This window comes from Synechocystis sp. PCC 6803 substr. PCC-P, from assembly GCF_000284455.1.
Classification (GTDB): domain Bacteria; phylum Cyanobacteriota; class Cyanobacteriia; order Cyanobacteriales; family Microcystaceae; genus Synechocystis.
The window spans coordinates 1,058,791-1,076,049 of the sequence record NC_017039.1 but is presented as its reverse complement, the minus strand read 5'-3'; the positions used below and the strand labels follow the sequence as shown (position 1 = coordinate 1,076,049).

Here is a 17,259-nt window from a genome sequence, read left to right as displayed (position 1 = left end):
CTTATTCCCCATTTTAAGGGGTCACCGTTTGGGATAGAACCTGTATCTCTGCAACCTAGCGGTTTGTTATTTTTTCGGTGTTTTGTTAAGAAGTCATACAAAAGTTAGCAATGGTAACCAAATTTTAATTCTGGTCCGACACTATAAGGGAAAGGCACAGCATTAATGGAGCACCTTCCCATGGCTTTTAACACCACCAATCCCCTCATTCAGGTGGAGGATGACCGCACTGGTCTGAGCGTGGAAACCCTCAAGCGGGCTTTGGCAGACAATTTGTTTTATCTCCAGGGTAAATTTCCCGCCATTGCCACTAAAAACGATTGTTATATGGCCCTGGCCTACACTATCCGCGATCGCCTCCTGCAACGGTGGTTAAATACATTCCAAACCTATCTCAACTGTGACAATCGGGTGGTGTGCTATCTGTCGGCGGAATATTTGCTGGGGCCCCATTTGGGTAATAACCTAATTAATTTAGGGCTATGGGAGCCGGTGCAACAGGCGGTGGAAGAATCGGGGTTGAGCTTGGATGAGTTAATTGATATTGAAGAAGAACCGGGGTTGGGCAACGGTGGTTTAGGTCGTTTGGCCGCCTGCTTTATGGATTCCCTGGCTACGTTGGAAATTCCGGCGATCGGCTACGGCATCCGCTACGAATTCGGTATCTTTGACCAGGAAATTAAAGACGGTTGGCAGGTGGAAATCACTGATAAATGGCTCCAACTGGGTAATCCTTGGGAAATTGCCCGTCCTGAATCCGCTGTGTTAGTCAAACTGGGGGGCCATACGGAACCCTACACCGATGACCAAGGTAATTATCGGGTGCGTTGGATTGCCGGCAGTTTGGTCAAAGGCATTCCCTATGACACTCCCATTTTGGGCTACAAAGTCAGCACCGCCAATAATTTGCGCCTGTGGAAATCGGAAGCGGCGGAATCCTTTGATTTTCAACGGTTTAATGTGGGGGATTATTACGGGGCAGTGCAGGACAAAATGTCCTCGGAAAATCTCACTAAAGTGCTCTATCCCAACGATGAACAGATTCAGGGGAAAGAGTTACGGCTGGCGCAACAATACTTTTTTGTTTCCTGTTCTTTGCAGGACATGATTCGCATTCACCTGTCGGACAATCCCACCCTGGAGAATTTCCACGAACATTTTGCGGTGCAGATGAATGACACCCATCCTTCCATTGCGGTGGCTGAACTGATGCGTCTGTTGGTGGATGAGCATCACTATGAATGGCAACGGGCTTGGGCCATTACCGAAGCCACCTTTGGTTTTACTAATCACACTTTGCTACCGGAGGCATTGGAAAAATGGTCTTTGCCCCTGTTTGGCGAAATGTTACCCCGCCATTTGGAAATTATTTACGAAATCAACCAACGTTTCCTAGATCAAGTACGGATGAAATATCCCAACGATGGCGATCGCCTGGCCCGGTTATCCATCATTGACGAAGCAGGAGAAAAGTCGGTGCGGATGGCCTATCTGGCCACGGTGGGTTCCCATGCCATTAATGGGGTGGCGGCGTTGCATAGTCAACTGGTGAAGGAGACTATTCTTAAAGACTTTTACGAACTTTGGCCAGAAAAATTTAGCAATAAAACCAACGGCGTTACCCCCCGGCGCTGGATGGTGCTCAGTAATCCCCGCCTGAGTAACTTAATTTCTTCCCGCATTGGTGATGGCTGGATTAAAAATTTAGACGAGCTAAAACAACTGGAACCCTTTGCTGATTTGGCTGGATTCCGACAGGATTGGTGCAAAGTTAAGCGGGAAGTTAAGCAGGATTTAGCTCGCTATATCCACACCAGAACTGACTTAGTGGTTAATCCCGATTCCCTGTTTGATGTGCAGGTAAAACGAATCCATGAATATAAACGGCAACATTTGAATATTCTCCACGTTATCCATCTTTATTTGCAGATTAAAAATAATCCTAATCTGGATGTTACACCCCGTACTTTTATCTATGGTGGTAAAGCAGCCCCCGGTTATTTTACCGCTAAATTAATCATCAAGCTGATCAACTCCGTGGCAGATGTAGTTAATAATGACCCCACCATTGGCGATCGCCTGAAAGTTATCTTTTTGCCGGACTATAACGTTAAATTTGGCCAAAGGGTCTATCCCGCCGCTGATCTTTCCGAGCAAATTTCCACCGCTGGCAAAGAAGCTTCCGGCACCGGCAATATGAAATTTTCCATGAATGGAGCTTTAACCATTGGCACATTGGACGGGGCAAATATTGAAATTCGAGAAGAGGTGGGGGCAGAAAACTTTTTCCTCTTTGGCCTCACCACTCCAGAAGTGGAAAAAACCTTGGCGGAAGGCTATCAACCTTGGGAATATTACAACAATAATGCCAACTTAAAAGCTGTGGTAGATCTGATTAATTCTGGCTTTTTCTCCCATGGTGACACAGCATTATTTCGCCCCTTAATGGATTCCTTGTTGGGTCAAGACCCATACCTTGTATTTGCCGATTTCCAAGCCTATGTGGATTGTCAAAACCAAGTGGGAGAAGCCTATAAAGATCAGGAAAACTGGGCTCGCATGGCCATCTTAAATGTGGCTCGCATGGGTAAGTTTTCCTCGGATCGCACTATTCGGGAATACGCCGAAGACATCTGGGCTATCAAACCCGTGGTAATTGAATTAGAAGACCTCTGTCCCGATGGTCAATGTTTGTTAATTTCTCCTAATAAATAGTTACCTTAACCTGCCTCTATTGCACTGTAAAAACCCAGTCCTGAGCATCAGTTACATTTTGTTAAGACACTGTTACTGGCCCTTCAATCTTCGTTTACCGTCCAGATAAAGACAACTTTCGTCACCTTTTATCACTGGATTGTGATTATTCCAGTATCACCATGGTCAACTCGGTAATAGGATGGTTGAGACGGCGGTTTTTACTAGTAGGATTGAGTGTTTTACTGATAACTTTTTTAGGGATTTTTACTCCAACCATTGCCCAAAGTGAACAATGGCGATCGCTCTCCAACGTGGTTTGGGGTAAGGATTTACCAGCTTTTACCTATGCCTTTAGCAAAACTCCCCTAGTGCTTTACGACGGCGGCACCACTAAACAGGTGGGTACCTATAACTTTCCCGTCAGCAAGGGGATGGCGGGGGTTTATATGAGCTTGGAGCCCGGAGCGATTCGGGAATTACATTGGCATGCCAACGCGGCGGAATGGGCCTATGTCATGGAAGGCAGAACCCGGATTACCCTCACCAGTCCCGAAGGCAAAGTGGAAATTGCCGATGTGGACAAAGGAGGGCTTTGGTATTTTCCCCGGGGTTGGGGCCACAGCATTGAGGGCATTGGTCCCGACACTGCCAAATTTTTGCTGGTATTCAACGACGGCACCTTTTCTGAAGGGGCAACCTTTAGCGTTACTGATTGGCTTTCCCACACTCCGATCGCCTGGGTGGAAGAAAATTTAGGTTGGACGGCGGCCCAGGTAGCCCAATTACCCAAAAAACAGGTTTACATTTCCTCCTACGGCCCGGCTTCTGGCCCCTTGGCTAGCGCAACTCCCCAGGGGCAAACGGCCAAAATTGAAGTTCCCCACACCCATAATCTCCTGGGGCAACAACCCCTAGTTTCCCTGGGTGGCAACGAATTGAGGCTAGCCAGCGCCAAGGAATTTCCCGGCAGTTTTAATATGACCGGCGCTTTAATTCATTTAGAACCGGGAGCCATGCGTCAACTCCATTGGCATCCCAACGCGGACGAGTGGCAATATGTGCTCGATGGGGAGATGGATTTAACCGTTTTTGCTTCCGAAGGTAAAGCCAGCGTTAGTCGTCTCCAGCAGGGAGATGTGGGCTATGTGCCCAAGGGTTATGGCCATGCCATCCGCAACAGTTCCCAAAAGCCGTTGGATATTGTGGTGGTTTTCAATGATGGGGATTATCAAAGTATTGATCTGAGTACTTGGTTAGCTAGCAATCCTAGCTCGGTGTTGGGGAATACTTTCCAAATTTCGCCGGAATTAACTAAAAAGTTACCAGTGCAAGACACGATTTTTTCTCTACCAACCCAACCATAATTATTGATAACTACCAAGGGGGAATAATGGCATGAAAATAGGAAGAATTACGGCCTATGCCCTAGTTGTGATTATTTTTGTGCTGTTTTTTTCCCTGGTAACTCCAGTAAGCTCTAAAACCGTTGCTACTATTACTTTGCCTGGGGTTTGTAATGCCAAATTATCTCCCCTTGCCATCAGTTGGCAGTTACCGGCAGACGTGGAAGGGGAACTCAAGCAAAAGAATTTCAATGTTGTCCAACGGGCGGTGGATACCTTTGCTTGGCAAGAATTCATTGCCCTAAACTGGCCCGCTATAGTTGGCGACGGCGATCGGGGAGTGCCGGATAAAAATTTAGCCATCAATGCTCCCGGCCCAAGGGTGTGGGAAACCTGGAAAGAAACCAGCGAAGTTTATTTGCCCAATGGCGCAGTGCCGCAGCCATGGAATAGTAATGAACCTTTACCCAATGGTTTGAAAGGAGATGGAAGAACGAAAATTTTATTTCGTCAAAGCAAGGTGGATGAAGTACTCAATGATGAATTTCAACCCACCAAAGCTGATGGGGCATTGCCCGGAACTTTGACCGATCAGTGGGGCAATGTGGTGCGCTATGAAATTCGCATGAATAAGGTGTTGTTTGATTATGTGGTGAAAAATAAACTTTACAACCCAGAACAACAGGCTCTTTTACCCGAAATTAATGCCCCTGATGGCTCCATTTTAATTAAGGCCGCTTGGCGGGAAATTACCCCGGAGGAATCCGGCCGTTTTCACAATGTACCGGCCTATGTGCAGGATTTAACCACAGGGAAATATCAACTGCAACAGATGGGTTTGGTGGGATTTCACATTATGTATAAAACTCCCAGTGCGCCCCAGTGGATTTGGTCCACCTATGAACAGGTGGATAATGTCCCCGGTTTAAACCACAGTGGTTCTGCCAATACCGTTTTCTCCTTCCACGGCGATCGGTGCGTTAATTGCTTGACCAACAAACAAACCATTCTTGGTGTTCCCAACCAAGTCACTCGCCGAACTCCTATTCCCCACCAAGACCCGGATTGCAGTCAACCCACCAAAGCAGTGGATAACGTTGCCGAGCTTAACCGCCTTGTACAAGCAGGGTTAAAAGATTCCGTTTGGGCCAATTATGAATTAATCAATGCTCAATGGGCTATCCCCAAATCAGCGGCGGATAAAAGCCCCGACACCGTTTTTCACGTTCTACCAGCCCTGTTAGCCAATACCACCATGGAAACCTATATCCAGGGGACATCTTCCTGTATGGGATGCCACGCCATGGCCCGGAGTAGTAATGTCAAAAAATTTGCTTCGGCGGATTTTAGTTTTACCTTTGCCGATGCCCTCCCGACCCAAATTGATCCTCAAGTTGTTTCTCCCCCCGATGAACCGGTAACGGCTTGGGATAATCAGCATTGGAATAGTATTCTGCGGGGCTATCAATTAACGACCGAAACCTATGAGGAAATGCCAGAATTTGTGCTCACTGCCAAGCTTCATTGCGCTAGTTGTCACCTCAATGCCGGGGCTAATCCGAAAGCATCTTCCTGGTTTGGCATGATGAAAAAATATCAATATCCAGAAACCATCAATTTACAGAAACGGATCAATCTTTGTTTTGAACATAGCCTCAACGGCAAACCTCTGACCATTACCGCCGATAGTCCCGATTTCCAAGCTTTTATCAGCTATATGCAGTGGCTGGATGAACAGGCAGAGGTATTGAACATCGATTTGCCCAAAACCCCCTATCCCCCCATTGCCAAACTGACGGGGAATCCAAATCAAGGCCAGGCAATTTTTGAGCAGAAATGTGCTTTTTGCCACGGTGCGTTGGGCCAGGGTCGCTATGGCAGTGACACCTATTATCGCCCAGCCCTATGGGGCCCCAATTCCTTCAATCGCCAAGCGGGGATGGCGAGGATTAATACTTTGGCAGAATTTATCCACGGTAATATGCCCTATCAATTTGATGGAGTGTTGACGGATCAAGAGGCCTGGGATTTAGCTACCTACATTGATGGTCAACCAAGACCGGAAGGGCCCGGATCACGCCAGAATTGATGGTTTTAGGTCAGTTGTGCAAGCAAACCACATTGCTAGCCTGATGATTGGTCTGACTAGCGATCGCCAATGGCCAGAAACTCTTTCAGATCAAAAATTGCTTCCTGGTGACGATACCATTTGAATTCCAGATAGTTATGGAAGGGGTCAGCTAGGAAAAAAGTGCGATGTTCCGTCAATTCTCCAGCAAAGCGTAACTTGGGCGGCAAATGATAGGGCACTCCGGCCGCTTCCACCTGTTCAGAAAAAGCAAACCAATCCGCTTCGACAGGAAATACTAAACCAAAATGGCGGGGATAGATGCCCGGTTGTTTTACTAAAGGTTCCAGGGTAATGTGGGCCACCACCTGATGGCCGTAGAAATCTAGAATTATTGCCTTATCGGTTTCTCTGCCGGCCTTGGCCCCCAGGCGATCACAGTAAAATTCCTTAGTTTTCGCAATATCATTAACGGGGATAGCGAGGTGAAAAATAACGGGGCCTGTCATCGGAATTGCCCTCTAGTCTTACAAATCAACACTGACCCTTTCATTCTAAGCGTCTTACCCTTTGCCTTTAGCACCCCCGTCACCGGCTGTTAACTTGACCTCTTTTTTTTGCATTTTGGAGTTAGGCTGAGAATCCCCCTGTCTGTTGATCGCCCGGTTACCTTGCCATGGCCTACGAACCTCTGCACCATAAATATCGCCCCCAGACCTTTGCAGATTTGGTGGGCCAAACGGCGATCGCCGCCACATTGAGCAATGCCATTGAACAGGAGCGCATCGTACCTGCTTACCTATTTACGGGCCCCAGGGGAACGGGAAAAACTTCTTCAGCCCGAATTTTAGCCAAATCCTTAAACTGCATCGCTGGCGATCGGCCTACTGCCACTCCCTGCGGCCAATGTGCCACCTGTCGGGCTATTACTAACGGTTCAGCTTTAGACGTAATTGAAATTGATGCGGCCAGTAATACAGGGGTAGATAATATCCGAGAAATTATTGAACGGGCTCAATTTGCCCCAGTACAGTGCAGATATAAAGTATATGTGATCGATGAATGCTTAACGGGGGACTCACAAGTTTTGACCCGCAATGGCTTAATGTCCATTGACAATCCCCAAATAAAAGGGCGAGAAGTTCTGAGCTACAACGAAACTCTACAGCAATGGGAATATAAAAAAGTTTTAAGATGGCTTGACAGAGGCGAAAAGCAAACATTGTCTATTAAGACAAAAAATTCTACAGTACGGTGTACGGCTAACCATTTAATCAGAACTGAACAAGGATGGACGAGAGCGGAAAACATCACTCCCGGAATGAAGATACTATCCCCTGCGAGTGTGGATGTGGACAATTTATCGCAAAGTACGGCACTGACCGCAAGCTTAGGCGGTTTGTCCGGGGCCATCAACTACGAGGCAATCAATACGGACAAAAAAAATACGACCTTATCTCTATCCTTGAAGAAGCAGAAGCCACAAGACCCTTTTGTCAATGCGGATGTGGCGAAAAACTTGATATTCCAGCATTTTTGCAGTGCAAAGGAAGAGAAATTAAAAGTATCCAATCCCATTGGCGAAGACATCCCTACAAAAAAAGCCACGGACTTTGGGATCTCAGAACAGAAAAAATTACATCAGGGTCAGAACCGTTGGGAGCAGAAATTCTCGGTCTTATCTACGGAACCTTGCTTGGGGATGGAAGTATTGACTATCCCAACCCACATAGCCGATTCCCCCGCTTGCGATGGACCCACGGCACCAAGCAGTCAGAATGGATGGAATATAAAGCGGCAAGACTGGGATGTCTGTCACCCAAAATACGATTCACAGCCAATAAAGGCTATGGGGAAAGTTCCATCTGCTGTCAAACCCGTTGTTCCCCAAACCTTATTGATGTTTTCAGCACAGTCAAACCTGGAGGTAAAAGAAAACAAGTTTCTTCGGAATGGCTCTCGCATATCACTGAAGAAGGAATGGCTTGGTGGTACATGGACGACGGTTCCCTCTCTATTTCCGAATCTGGGAGTCCATCAATTCAGTTACACACAGAGGGCTTTTTCCCGGAAGAAAATCAACTTATTGCTGAATGGCTTACCGATAGAGGATATCCCACCAGTGCAAAATCCTATCGCAGAAGCATTAACAGCAAAACCTATTACTACACAAAAATGGGAGCAGTGGCCACCCGCAAGTGGTTATCGGACTTGGAAATCTATTCCATCCCCGCAATGGCATACAAATTTCGAGGAAGTTGAGTCCGTCACTAAGGGTCAAGTGGAAAAAGTTTATGACCTGGAGGTGGAAGATAATCACAATTTTGTTGCCAATGGCTTACTAGTCCATAACTGTCATATGTTGAGCACGGCCGCATTCAATGCCCTGCTAAAAACCTTGGAAGAGCCACCGGAGCGGGTTGTTTTTGTCCTCGCTACCACCGATCCCCAGCGGGTTTTACCCACCATTATTTCCCGGTGTCAGCGGTTTGATTATCGCCGCATTCCTTTGCAGGCCATGGTGGACCATCTCCGTTATATTGCTGGGCGAGAAAATATTAATATTGACCAACCAGCTTTGACCCTAGTGGCCCAAATTGCCAATGGTGGTTTACGGGATGCGGAAAGTTTACTCGATCAATTAAGTCTGCTCCCCGACCTGATTACCCCCGATAAAGTTTGGGACCTCGTGGGGGCGGTGCCGGAACAGGATTTGTTAGCCCTCCTAGAGGCGATCGCCAGTGACGATGCAGAAACCCTATTGGCTACCTGTCGGCAGATTTTGAACCGGGGGCGGGAACCCTTGGTGGTATTGCAAAATTTAGCCAGTTTTTATTTGAATTTACTTATTGCCCAAACAGCTCCCCAACGCTCAGATTTGGTGGCGGTGACGGCGGAAACCTGGCAAGCCCTGTGTGACACGGCGCCCCAATGGCAAAGGGGAGTGATTTTGCAAGGACAACAAAAACTTAAGGAAAGTGAAATCCAAATTCGTAACACTACCCAGCCCCGACTTTGGCTAGAGGTGACCCTGTTGGGGCTGTTGCCATCCGCCTGTGGGTTGGACACTGGGGCAGTTAGTCAAACGGCAGTTAGAACACCTGTGGCTCAACCAATAACTCCGCCAAAGCCCAGTAATGTGGTGACTTTCCCTGGTGGCTCACACAACCATCTAACCGTGGTGGATTCTCCTACAATGATTCCTGTTTCTGAACCTATTGTTCTAGAAGAGAAGCTAGAAGCAGATGTAGAGCCATCCAGCTTTGAGCCGAGCAACGCCCATTGGGATCTGACCCAGTTATGGTCGGAAACGTTAAACAATCTAGGGGCGCTCAGTCAATCTTTATTTAAATCCTTTGGTTCTTTGATCAATTTGGTGGGGAATAATGCCACCGTCAGTGTTACCACCCAACAACTGCTTAAAATTGCGGCGGGCAAAAAGGATGAATTGGAAGCGGCCCTAGGGCAAGCCTGTGGCCAATCGGTGAAAGTGAATTTGGTGGTGGGTAAGCCATCGACCCCGGAAACTACTCCGGTTAACAGCGCTCCTCCCCCTAGCCATAGTAAGCCGCCAGCCTTTGCTCCAGAGCCAAGCCCTCCCCCCACCGCAGCGGTTAATGCTAATCCGGCTCCCACTGTGCCTCCTTCTCCCCCGGCGATCGCCAGGGGCCCCGCTACATCGGAAATAAAACCTTCCCCCCGACGGGAATCAAATAATTTCTCTAATCCTTCTCGGCCCAAACCAAAACCGGCTCCAGCCATGGAAGAGCCGCCTCCGACAGATATTGGTGACAGTGCCACCCGCAAGGCGATCGAGCAGTTTGCCAAAAATTTTGACGGGGAAATTGTGGCATCCGATGCGGCTCCCAAACAGGAATCGGATAATGGCGATGATTTATCTACGGAACCAACGGCGGAACTTGGTCAGCAACCCATGGATCACAATGGACATCTGCAAATTAACCAACCCACCGTCCTGAACCGACCGGCGATCGCCCCGGAGGAAGAAGAAGATCTACCTTTTTAGTAGCTGTCTCAAAAGTCTAATTTTTTTCTAATGGGACTCACTGCTTTTCGGCAAAGAAGCCCTTAACTTTTTCTACCCCCGTTTGCACATCGTGCCAGGAAAGTTTCAGCAGGGAAAATACCCCCACAAACACCAGGGCAATGCCAATGAGAAAATTGCTATCGGCCAAAAACAAACCCACAATGACGATGAAATAGGGGGAAAGGATCGCGCTAACTTTTTCCACCACCTGGACGGTTTCGGTCTGTTTTGGTTCATTCATGGTCCGTTGTTCCGGAAAATTCAGCAGGTTGATAGACGATTATCCCTTGGAATTATACTGGCCTGCCAGAGCAGATCAAGCCAAGGCCGGCCCACGGCGATCGCCCTTTAGGGAGTAAAACCGCAGTAGATGGGCTAGGAAAACGGGGTAAAATCAGCAAGTATTCCTATGCACAATTCTGCCCCAAGCCACTGTGACTGAAGCCAAAAGTTATAAAGACACCGTTAACTTGCCCCAAACCCGCTTTGATATGCGGGCCAACGCTAACAAAAGAGAGCCGGAAATTCAGCAATATTGGCAGGAAAAAGGAATTTACGCAGATTTAGCCGACAATAATCCCAAAGATTTGTTTGTGCTCCACGATGGGCCGCCCTACGCCAACGGTGCCCTCCACATGGGCCATGCTTTAAACAAAGTTCTCAAGGACATTATTAATAAGTATAAACTATTACAGGGGCATAAAGTCCATTACGTTCCCGGTTGGGACTGCCACGGTTTGCCCATTGAGTTGAAAGTTCTACAAAGTTTAAAAAGCAGTGAACGGGCGGAATTAACTCCCCTCACCCTCCGTCACAAAGCCAGGGATTTTGCCCTCAAAGCCCAACAGGAACAGGCGGTGGGATTCCAGCGTTATGGCATTTGGGGGGATTGGAAAAAGCCTTATTTAACCCTGACCCCGGAATATGAGGCGGCCCAGATTGGCGTATTTGGGGCCATGGCGTTGAAAGGTTATATCTACAGGGGTTTAAAACCGGTCCATTGGAGTCCTAGTTCCCGCACAGCCCTAGCAGAAGCGGAGTTGGAATATCCTGAAGGTCATACTTCCCGCAGTATTTACGTTAGTTTTCCCATCACCCAAGCAGGGGAGAAAGCCGCTGAAATTTTGGCCCCCTACATTGATGATTTAGCGGTGGCCATTTGGACTACAACCCCCTGGACATTGCCGGGCAATTTGGCCGTGGCATTAAATCCGGAATTAACCTATGCGGTGGTGGAAACGGAGTCCCATATTTTTCATCGCAGTTACTTAATTGTGGCCCTGGATTTAGTGGAAAAATTAAGTGAAACTTTCGGGGTCAAATTAACGGTTAAAGTAACTCTGCAAGGGGAAAGTTTGGAAAATACCTGTTATCAGCATCCTCTGTTTGACCGGGTTAGTCCCATTGTTATTGGTGGCGATTATGTCACTACCGAATCTGGTACCGGGCTAGTGCATACGGCTCCAGGCCACGGTCAAGAAGATTACGTTGTCGGGCAACGGTATGGCTTACCAATTTTGTCCCCGGTGGATGCGGCGGGCAATTTAACGGAGGAAGCAGGGAAATTTGCGGGGCTTAATGTGCTCAACGATGCCAATGAAGCCATTATTAATGCGTTGCAAGATCAAAAAGTTTTGCTCAAAGAAGAAGCTTATGAGCATAAATATCCCTACGATTGGCGCACCAAAAAGCCGACTATTTTCCGAGCCACGGAACAGTGGTTTGCTTCGGTGGAAGGTTTTCGGGATCAAGCTTTAAAAGCGATCAAAGAAGTTACCTGGATTCCAACCCAGGGGGAAAATCGCATCACTCCCATGGTTGGCGATCGCAGTGATTGGTGCATTTCCCGGCAACGGGCTTGGGGGGTTCCTATTCCCGTATTTTATGACGAGGAAACCAGTGAGCCTTTGCTAACGGAAGAAACCATTAATCATGTGCAACAAATCATTGCGGAAAAAGGTTCCGATGCTTGGTGGGAATTAACCGTAGAGGAACTCCTGCCGGAAGCATACCGCAACAATGGTCGTACTTACCGCAAAGGGGAAGACACCATGGACGTATGGTTTGATTCTGGCTCTTCCTGGGCAGCGGTCGCAAATGCAAAAAATCGACCATTAAAATACCCGGTGGATATGTATTTGGAGGGTTCCGACCAGCATCGAGGTTGGTTCCAGTCCAGTTTACTCACCAGTGTGGCAGTAAATGGCATTGCCCCCTATAAAACAGTGTTGACCCACGGTTTTGTACTGGATGAAAAGGGTCACAAAATGAGCAAATCCCTGGGCAATGTGGTGGACCCCTACCAGATTATTAATGGCGGTAAAAATCAAAAACAGGAACCGGCCTATGGGGCTGATGTGTTGCGGCTTTGGGTGGCATCGGTAGATTACGCCAATGATGTGCCCATTGGCCAGGGCATTCTCAAACAGTTGGTAGATATACGCAATAAAATTCGCAATACGGCCCGGTTTTTACTAGGTAACTTGCATGATTTTAATCCTGAAACCGATGCAGTGGCCTATGAAGATTTGCCAGAATTAGACCGCTATATGTTACACCGTATGACGGAAGTATTTACGGAAGTAACGGAAGCCTACGAAAGTTTCCAATTCTTTAAGTTTTTCCAAACGGTGCAAAACTTCTGTGTGGTGGATTTGTCTAACTTCTACTTAGATATTGCTAAAGACCGTCTGTATATTTCCGCCCCCAATGCTCCCCGTCGCCGCAGTTGCCAAACCATTCTCCAGTTGGCGTTGGAAAATTTAACCAAGGCGATCGCCCCTGTGCTGTGTCATTTAGCGGAGGACATTTGGCAATTTTTACCCTACGAAAAACCGACGGAATCGGTATTCCAATCAGGCTGGGTAAATTTAGATGCCCAATGGCAACAGCCGCAATTAGCTCAAAAGTGGGTTAGCCTACGTCAATTACGAGATGGAATTAACCAACTTCTCGAACAGGCTCGAAGGGACAAAGTGATAGGTTCATCTTTGGAGGCTAAATTGATTATTGTGGATCCCCGAACTGCTGAAAGTGGCACGGATGAAAAACAAGGAGAAAATTTTGTGCATTGGTTCTACGGATGGTTAGAAAATTTTAATGAACCCACATTTGATCCCAATGACCGAAAAATTTCGCTTCGCAACATATTTCTAACTTCTCAAGTTGAGTTTATCAAGTCTGCTGAAATTGAACCATCTTTTACGTATGAGGAAACCGTAGTAATTAACCTGGAACGGCATGATAATAATATTCGCACTAAACCCATTAAGATTATTGTCACTAAAGCCGACGGTCATAAATGTGAGCGTTGCTGGAATTATTCCACCCAAGTGGGCAGTTTCAGCGATGACCCCACCATTTGTGAGCGGTGCAACGAGGCCCTCCAGGGAAACTTTTAGATCTCCATAGTCTGAACGGAGTTGATTGAGCCATAGCCCAAGGGCTTGATTTCGGGAGGATTACAACTTCCTCCCTTAAATTGGGACTGCCAACGGACTTTTATCCAAGTGGAAAGGGCGGCACAGTCACTCAGTGGACACCTGAAAATTTACCCAGGCGGAACGGGAAGAATAGGGTTCTACCCAAGCTAACTGCTCGCCGCTATTGAGGGCATTGCGAGGCCCGCTCCAAGGCTCGAGGCACAGATAATCTTTCCCAGCCACAGTCCACAACACCAGAGTTTGGTACAGTTCGCTGAAGCTAACTTCTATCTTTAAATTCCGGTCTGGGTCAATAAAATGGGCCCTTGGCTGGGAAATTTGGGTAAAGGCTAAATCCAATTCCGGGGAAGTTAGATTCAGTTGCCCGTCATAGCCATGGCAATCGCCAGTTTTTTGGTCTAGGTAATCATTGGCAGGAATTGCTAACGTAATCCCTAACTTCTCTCGGCAGAAAAAATAGGGATGGAAACCGAGGGAAAAGGGCATCCGCTGATCGCCAAGGTTGGCAATACGTTGTTCAATGCGGAGGCTATGGCCCTGGAGTTGATAGCTGAAAACCAACTCAAATGCAAAAGGGAAAGCTTCGAGGGTGGCATCATTGTGGCTCAACCGTAGATCCAACCGGGCATTGTCTTGGGTTTGCTGGCCGATTACTTCCCACGGCAGATCCCGCGCAAAACCATGTTGTTTCAGGCGATAGCTTTTACCGGCGTGGTTGAACTGATCCTGGGGCAGATTGCCACAAATGGGAAACAAAATTGGGATGCCTCCCCGTACTGACAGGGATGGATCCTGGAACCGCTCTCGGTCAAAATACAGGATGGGCTGACCTTGAACGGTCCACTCGGTCACCAGACCGCCCCGCCCCGGCACGAGGGAAAGACGGGCCAGACTTTGATCATCCTCCAAATGGTAGGTCAGCGGGCGATCGGGGGTAAAGCTAATGTTGTACATGGTTAGCAGAGCACCTTACCATAGGCTTCCACTTCGCTACAAACTTCATAAATATTGGTGACCGGAGGCACATTAAACAAAGGGCCCATTTCGTCCAAAATTTTGCGATGGACTTCCGTTTGATTCGCCTCCATATCTTCGATCGTATTCCAGAGAATCACGGCAATGCCCTCGTCGGAATTGGGTTTTCTTAGCAGGAAGGCACCCTTAAAGCCACTTTTATAGGTGGAAATGGCCTTCTCATATAACCGTTGGGCTTCTGCAAACCGACCGGGTTTAAATTCTCCGATCGCCACATAGGCGCATTTATGTTGGAGGCAGTCAAAAAATTCAGCGGACATAATTGTTCTCTCCGGCGGTGAAGGGGCCTTACTCTACTTATACTTCTGGGCTTTGGCCATCAAGACAAATTAGTCATTATTCTTAACTTTCCCCTGCCCAAGGTAAATCTAGATCATCCCCAGCAATTTAAGTAAGCTTTTGCCAAAGTTGAATTTCGTAGCATAGATGATCCCGAAAAATATTCCCAGCCTGTAATCCTTCCTTTACCAAAACCTTAGCCTTTTTACCCAAAAAGTAATCGAAAATTTTATACAGAGGGGGGACTGCAATTCTGACTAAACTAGCTAAATAGGTTAAAGTTGAAACACCAAAAGTTTGAAAATTTTGCACACAAAGGTCTAAGGTAGGTACAATTTGTTGGGAAATATCATCCCTATCGAGCAGAATAAAACCGGCTTCTTTCATCGCCATCTGTAATTCACTTTTGATCAAACAATTGGAAAACATTCCTGTCTGATAATCTTCATTTTTACGAAACATATCAGCCAAGAGAACATAACCCCCTGGTTTTACCAATAATTTTGCCCCATCGGCGATAGTGGCTACAGCCATATATTGGGTACTTTCACTAAAAAGCAACAAATCATATTGGGGCATAGAACCAATCCGTTGCCAATCTTCTATAAAACCTTGGAAAGTATTACTATTAAAGCGAGCTTTGCCCCCAGTCTTTTGTAAAAAACTTGACTCCTGAAAAGGATCTGGGGCAATTCCTTCCACCTGTAAACCTTTGCCAATTAGTTGACTGGCGTTATCACCGTTGCCACAACCCACATCCAATACAGTTTCGATATTCTGCGGTAAAAATGAAAGCAAATGGTCAGTATATTTTTCCTGAGCATGGCGCAATTTAGCCATAGTCAGATCATCTTCGGTTTCCGGAATTGGTTGCCAATAACCGTAGTGGAGATGGGAAGACCCAGTCAGATCTTGGTAGTACTGAAGCGCGGCGTTTTGATAGCGAGTAACATTATCCATTCCAATACAGTACCATCAAAGCCAGAATAACCGTTGGGCAAATTTATGGCCGGATTTTTTCAATGGTAGTTAGGTGAAAATTCCAATGTTCAAATATAGTACTAAGCGGTGATCGATACCCCATCTAAAATAATTGATGGAGTGGCACAGGAACCCTGCCAACGACGGTCTGAACCCAAAGCGATAATCTGATTTAATAATTCATAAATGTTGCCAGAAACCATAGTGTCCTTAACCCTGCCAGTAATTTCACCATTCTGCACTCGATAACCCAAATCAACGTTGATGGAAAAATCACCGGAAATATCCGCCCCCCCCCCAAGAATTTGATCTACAACTAAACCATTACCCAATTTTTTAAGTAACTGGTCGAAGCTAGCGGTTCCCGGTGTGATTAACATATTCACCAAACCCGGTTGGGGCGCACTGCCTAGGCTAGGACGAAAACCATTACCCGTGGTGGTTGTACCTAATTTTTCTGCTGTTTCATGGTCTGTATAAAACTGGGCAATTTTTCCATTTTTAATTAAAGCCAGTTTTTGAGTACGGCTTCCTTCATCGTCAAAGGGACAATCAAAGGGAATGGCGGTGGGATCTTGACTAATATTCAATTCTTCAATGGCCACAGTTTGTCCTAATTTTTCTGCCCATGGGGATGAGTCTTCCGCTACCCGTTGACCATGGAGGGCTTCTCCTACCGTGTCCCAAAGCAAACTGGCCGCGCCACTGGTGAGCAAAATGGGCATTTTGCCGCCCTGGATTTGTTGATTCACTTCCACCCAAAGTAGCCGTTGCCGCAGATTTTCCACCACCTGTCCGACGTTGGTCTGGCCCCGACATTGCTCCCCATCATAGATGGCTAAAAAATCCTCTCCCCGAATCCATTCCACCCCGAAGTAGTAACTCAAACTTCTCTCTGTCCAGGTACAGTCCAAACCTTCACTGTTAATTAGGCGGGTGCTGTCAGTGCTACAGGCTAATTCGCCACTACAGAGCACTTCGGCAAACTCTGACCGTAAACTGGCGATCGCCGTTTGACCCCAATCGATTAATTGTTCTACGGAAACATCTTCCCCTAAACTTTCCCGATAATCTTGCCGGGGAGCAGTGAACCGGGGCGGATTGGGGGGATTCAAGGCTGCTAGGGCCAACGCTTTTTCGACTAATATTTCCGGTTCCACCGGACCATAGGCCACCGCTAAACCAGCCTGACCATTTTTCCATAACCGCAGGGCTACCCCTTCCGATTCAGAACTTTCCAACTGTTTTAACCGATTAGCCTCAAAGAAAACTGGTCGGGAAAAGGATCGGGAGTAATAAACTTCAGCGCTTTCCGCTCCGGCTTGTTGGGCTTGGTCGAGGTAAACCGATAGATCGGTGGTCATG

11 protein-coding genes are annotated in these 17,259 nt (G+C 47.2%); 5 read left to right on the top strand and 6 right to left on the bottom strand.

Annotated elements, in window-relative coordinates; all coding sequences use genetic code 11:
* The first annotated feature begins 165 nt into the window (after nt 1-165).
* The 3 genes from SYNPCCP_RS05040 (at nt 166) to SYNPCCP_RS05030 (ending at nt 6,129) form a co-directional block, all read left to right on the top strand.
* A complete protein-coding gene (locus SYNPCCP_RS05040) occupies nt 166-2,715 on the top strand; it encodes a glycogen/starch/alpha-glucan phosphorylase (protein ID WP_010872181.1) in 2,550 nt (849 codons plus the stop codon).
* A 161-nt stretch (nt 2,716-2,876) separates the two neighbouring features.
* On the top strand, nt 2,877-4,061 hold the full coding sequence (locus SYNPCCP_RS05035; protein ID WP_010872180.1) for a cupin domain-containing protein: 1,185 nt from the start codon (nt 2,877-2,879) through the stop codon (nt 4,059-4,061).
* A gap of 31 nt (nt 4,062-4,092) precedes the next feature.
* Nucleotides 4,093-6,129 carry a c-type cytochrome gene (locus tag SYNPCCP_RS05030; RefSeq protein WP_010872179.1) on the top strand — a complete coding sequence of 679 codons (2,037 nt, stop codon included), beginning with the start codon at nt 4,093-4,095 and terminating at the stop codon, nt 6,127-6,129.
* A 56-nt stretch (nt 6,130-6,185) separates the two neighbouring features.
* Here the strand turns inward: SYNPCCP_RS05030 and SYNPCCP_RS05025 are convergent, their stop codons facing one another.
* Nucleotides 6,186-6,617, bottom strand: a complete 432-nt coding sequence (locus SYNPCCP_RS05025; protein ID WP_010872178.1) for a VOC family protein — start codon at nt 6,615-6,617, stop codon at nt 6,186-6,188.
* Nucleotides 6,618-6,784: 167 nt separating this feature from the next.
* Here SYNPCCP_RS05025 and dnaX point away from each other — a divergent pair, with 167 nt between their 5' ends.
* Complete coding sequence (dnaX, locus tag SYNPCCP_RS05020) at nt 6,785-10,135, top strand: DNA polymerase III subunit gamma/tau (RefSeq protein WP_010872177.1); 3,351 nt, start codon at nt 6,785-6,787, stop codon at nt 10,133-10,135.
* 37 nt (nt 10,136-10,172) lie between these two features.
* Here dnaX and SYNPCCP_RS05015 read toward each other — a convergent pair whose 3' ends face one another.
* Entirely contained in the window at nt 10,173-10,397 is a 225-nt protein-coding gene (locus tag SYNPCCP_RS05015) for a hypothetical protein (protein ID WP_010872176.1), read from the bottom strand.
* A 193-nt stretch (nt 10,398-10,590) separates the two neighbouring features.
* Between SYNPCCP_RS05015 and ileS the strand changes: the two genes are divergently transcribed.
* Nucleotides 10,591-13,557 carry an isoleucine--tRNA ligase gene (gene ileS, locus SYNPCCP_RS05010; RefSeq protein WP_010872175.1) on the top strand — a complete coding sequence of 989 codons (2,967 nt, stop codon included), beginning with the start codon at nt 10,591-10,593 and terminating at the stop codon, nt 13,555-13,557.
* 126 nt (nt 13,558-13,683) lie between these two features.
* On the opposite strand, the gene SYNPCCP_RS05005 is transcribed toward ileS, so the two are convergent.
* The 4 genes from SYNPCCP_RS05005 to SYNPCCP_RS04990 all read right to left on the bottom strand — a co-directional run bounded on the left by SYNPCCP_RS05005 (nt 13,684) and on the right by SYNPCCP_RS04990 (nt 17,258).
* Nucleotides 13,684-14,553 carry an aldose 1-epimerase gene (locus SYNPCCP_RS05005; protein WP_010872174.1) on the bottom strand — a complete coding sequence of 290 codons (870 nt, stop codon included), beginning with the start codon at nt 14,551-14,553 and terminating at the stop codon, nt 13,684-13,686.
* A gap of 2 nt (nt 14,554-14,555) precedes the next feature.
* Nucleotides 14,556-14,894, bottom strand: a complete 339-nt coding sequence (locus SYNPCCP_RS05000) for an antibiotic biosynthesis monooxygenase (RefSeq protein WP_010872173.1) — start codon at nt 14,892-14,894, stop codon at nt 14,556-14,558.
* Nucleotides 14,895-15,021: 127 nt separating this feature from the next.
* Nucleotides 15,022-15,873, bottom strand: a complete 852-nt coding sequence (locus SYNPCCP_RS04995) for a bifunctional 2-polyprenyl-6-hydroxyphenol methylase/3-demethylubiquinol 3-O-methyltransferase UbiG (protein ID WP_010872172.1) — start codon at nt 15,871-15,873, stop codon at nt 15,022-15,024.
* 101 nt (nt 15,874-15,974) lie between these two features.
* Nucleotides 15,975-17,258 (bottom strand): TldD/PmbA family protein, encoded by a 1,284-nt coding sequence (locus tag SYNPCCP_RS04990; protein ID WP_010872171.1) that lies wholly within the window; start codon nt 17,256-17,258, stop codon nt 15,975-15,977.
* Nucleotide 17,259 lies beyond the last annotated feature (1 nt).

Excerpts from the sequence above, each read along its gene's own strand:
- SYNPCCP_RS05005 (WP_010872174.1), bottom strand. The coding sequence starts at position 14,553 with ATGTACAACATTAGCTTTACCCCCGATCGCCCGCTGACCTACCATTTG.
- SYNPCCP_RS05000 (WP_010872173.1), bottom strand. The coding sequence starts at position 14,894 with ATGTCCGCTGAATTTTTTGACTGCCTCCAACATAAATGCGCCTATGTG.
- SYNPCCP_RS04995 (WP_010872172.1), bottom strand. The coding sequence starts at position 15,873 with ATGGATAATGTTACTCGCTATCAAAACGCCGCGCTTCAGTACTACCAA.
- SYNPCCP_RS05040 (WP_010872181.1), top strand. The coding sequence starts at position 166 with ATGGAGCACCTTCCCATGGCTTTTAACACCACCAATCCCCTCATTCAG.
- SYNPCCP_RS05035 (WP_010872180.1), top strand. The coding sequence starts at position 2,877 with ATGGTCAACTCGGTAATAGGATGGTTGAGACGGCGGTTTTTACTAGTA.
- SYNPCCP_RS05015 (WP_010872176.1), bottom strand. The coding sequence starts at position 10,397 with ATGAATGAACCAAAACAGACCGAAACCGTCCAGGTGGTGGAAAAAGTT.
- SYNPCCP_RS05030 (WP_010872179.1), top strand. The coding sequence starts at position 4,093 with ATGAAAATAGGAAGAATTACGGCCTATGCCCTAGTTGTGATTATTTTT.
- dnaX (WP_010872177.1), top strand. The coding sequence starts at position 6,785 with ATGGCCTACGAACCTCTGCACCATAAATATCGCCCCCAGACCTTTGCA.
- SYNPCCP_RS05025 (WP_010872178.1), bottom strand. The coding sequence starts at position 6,617 with ATGACAGGCCCCGTTATTTTTCACCTCGCTATCCCCGTTAATGATATT.
- SYNPCCP_RS04990 (WP_010872171.1), bottom strand. The coding sequence starts at position 17,258 with ATGACCACCGATCTATCGGTTTACCTCGACCAAGCCCAACAAGCCGGA.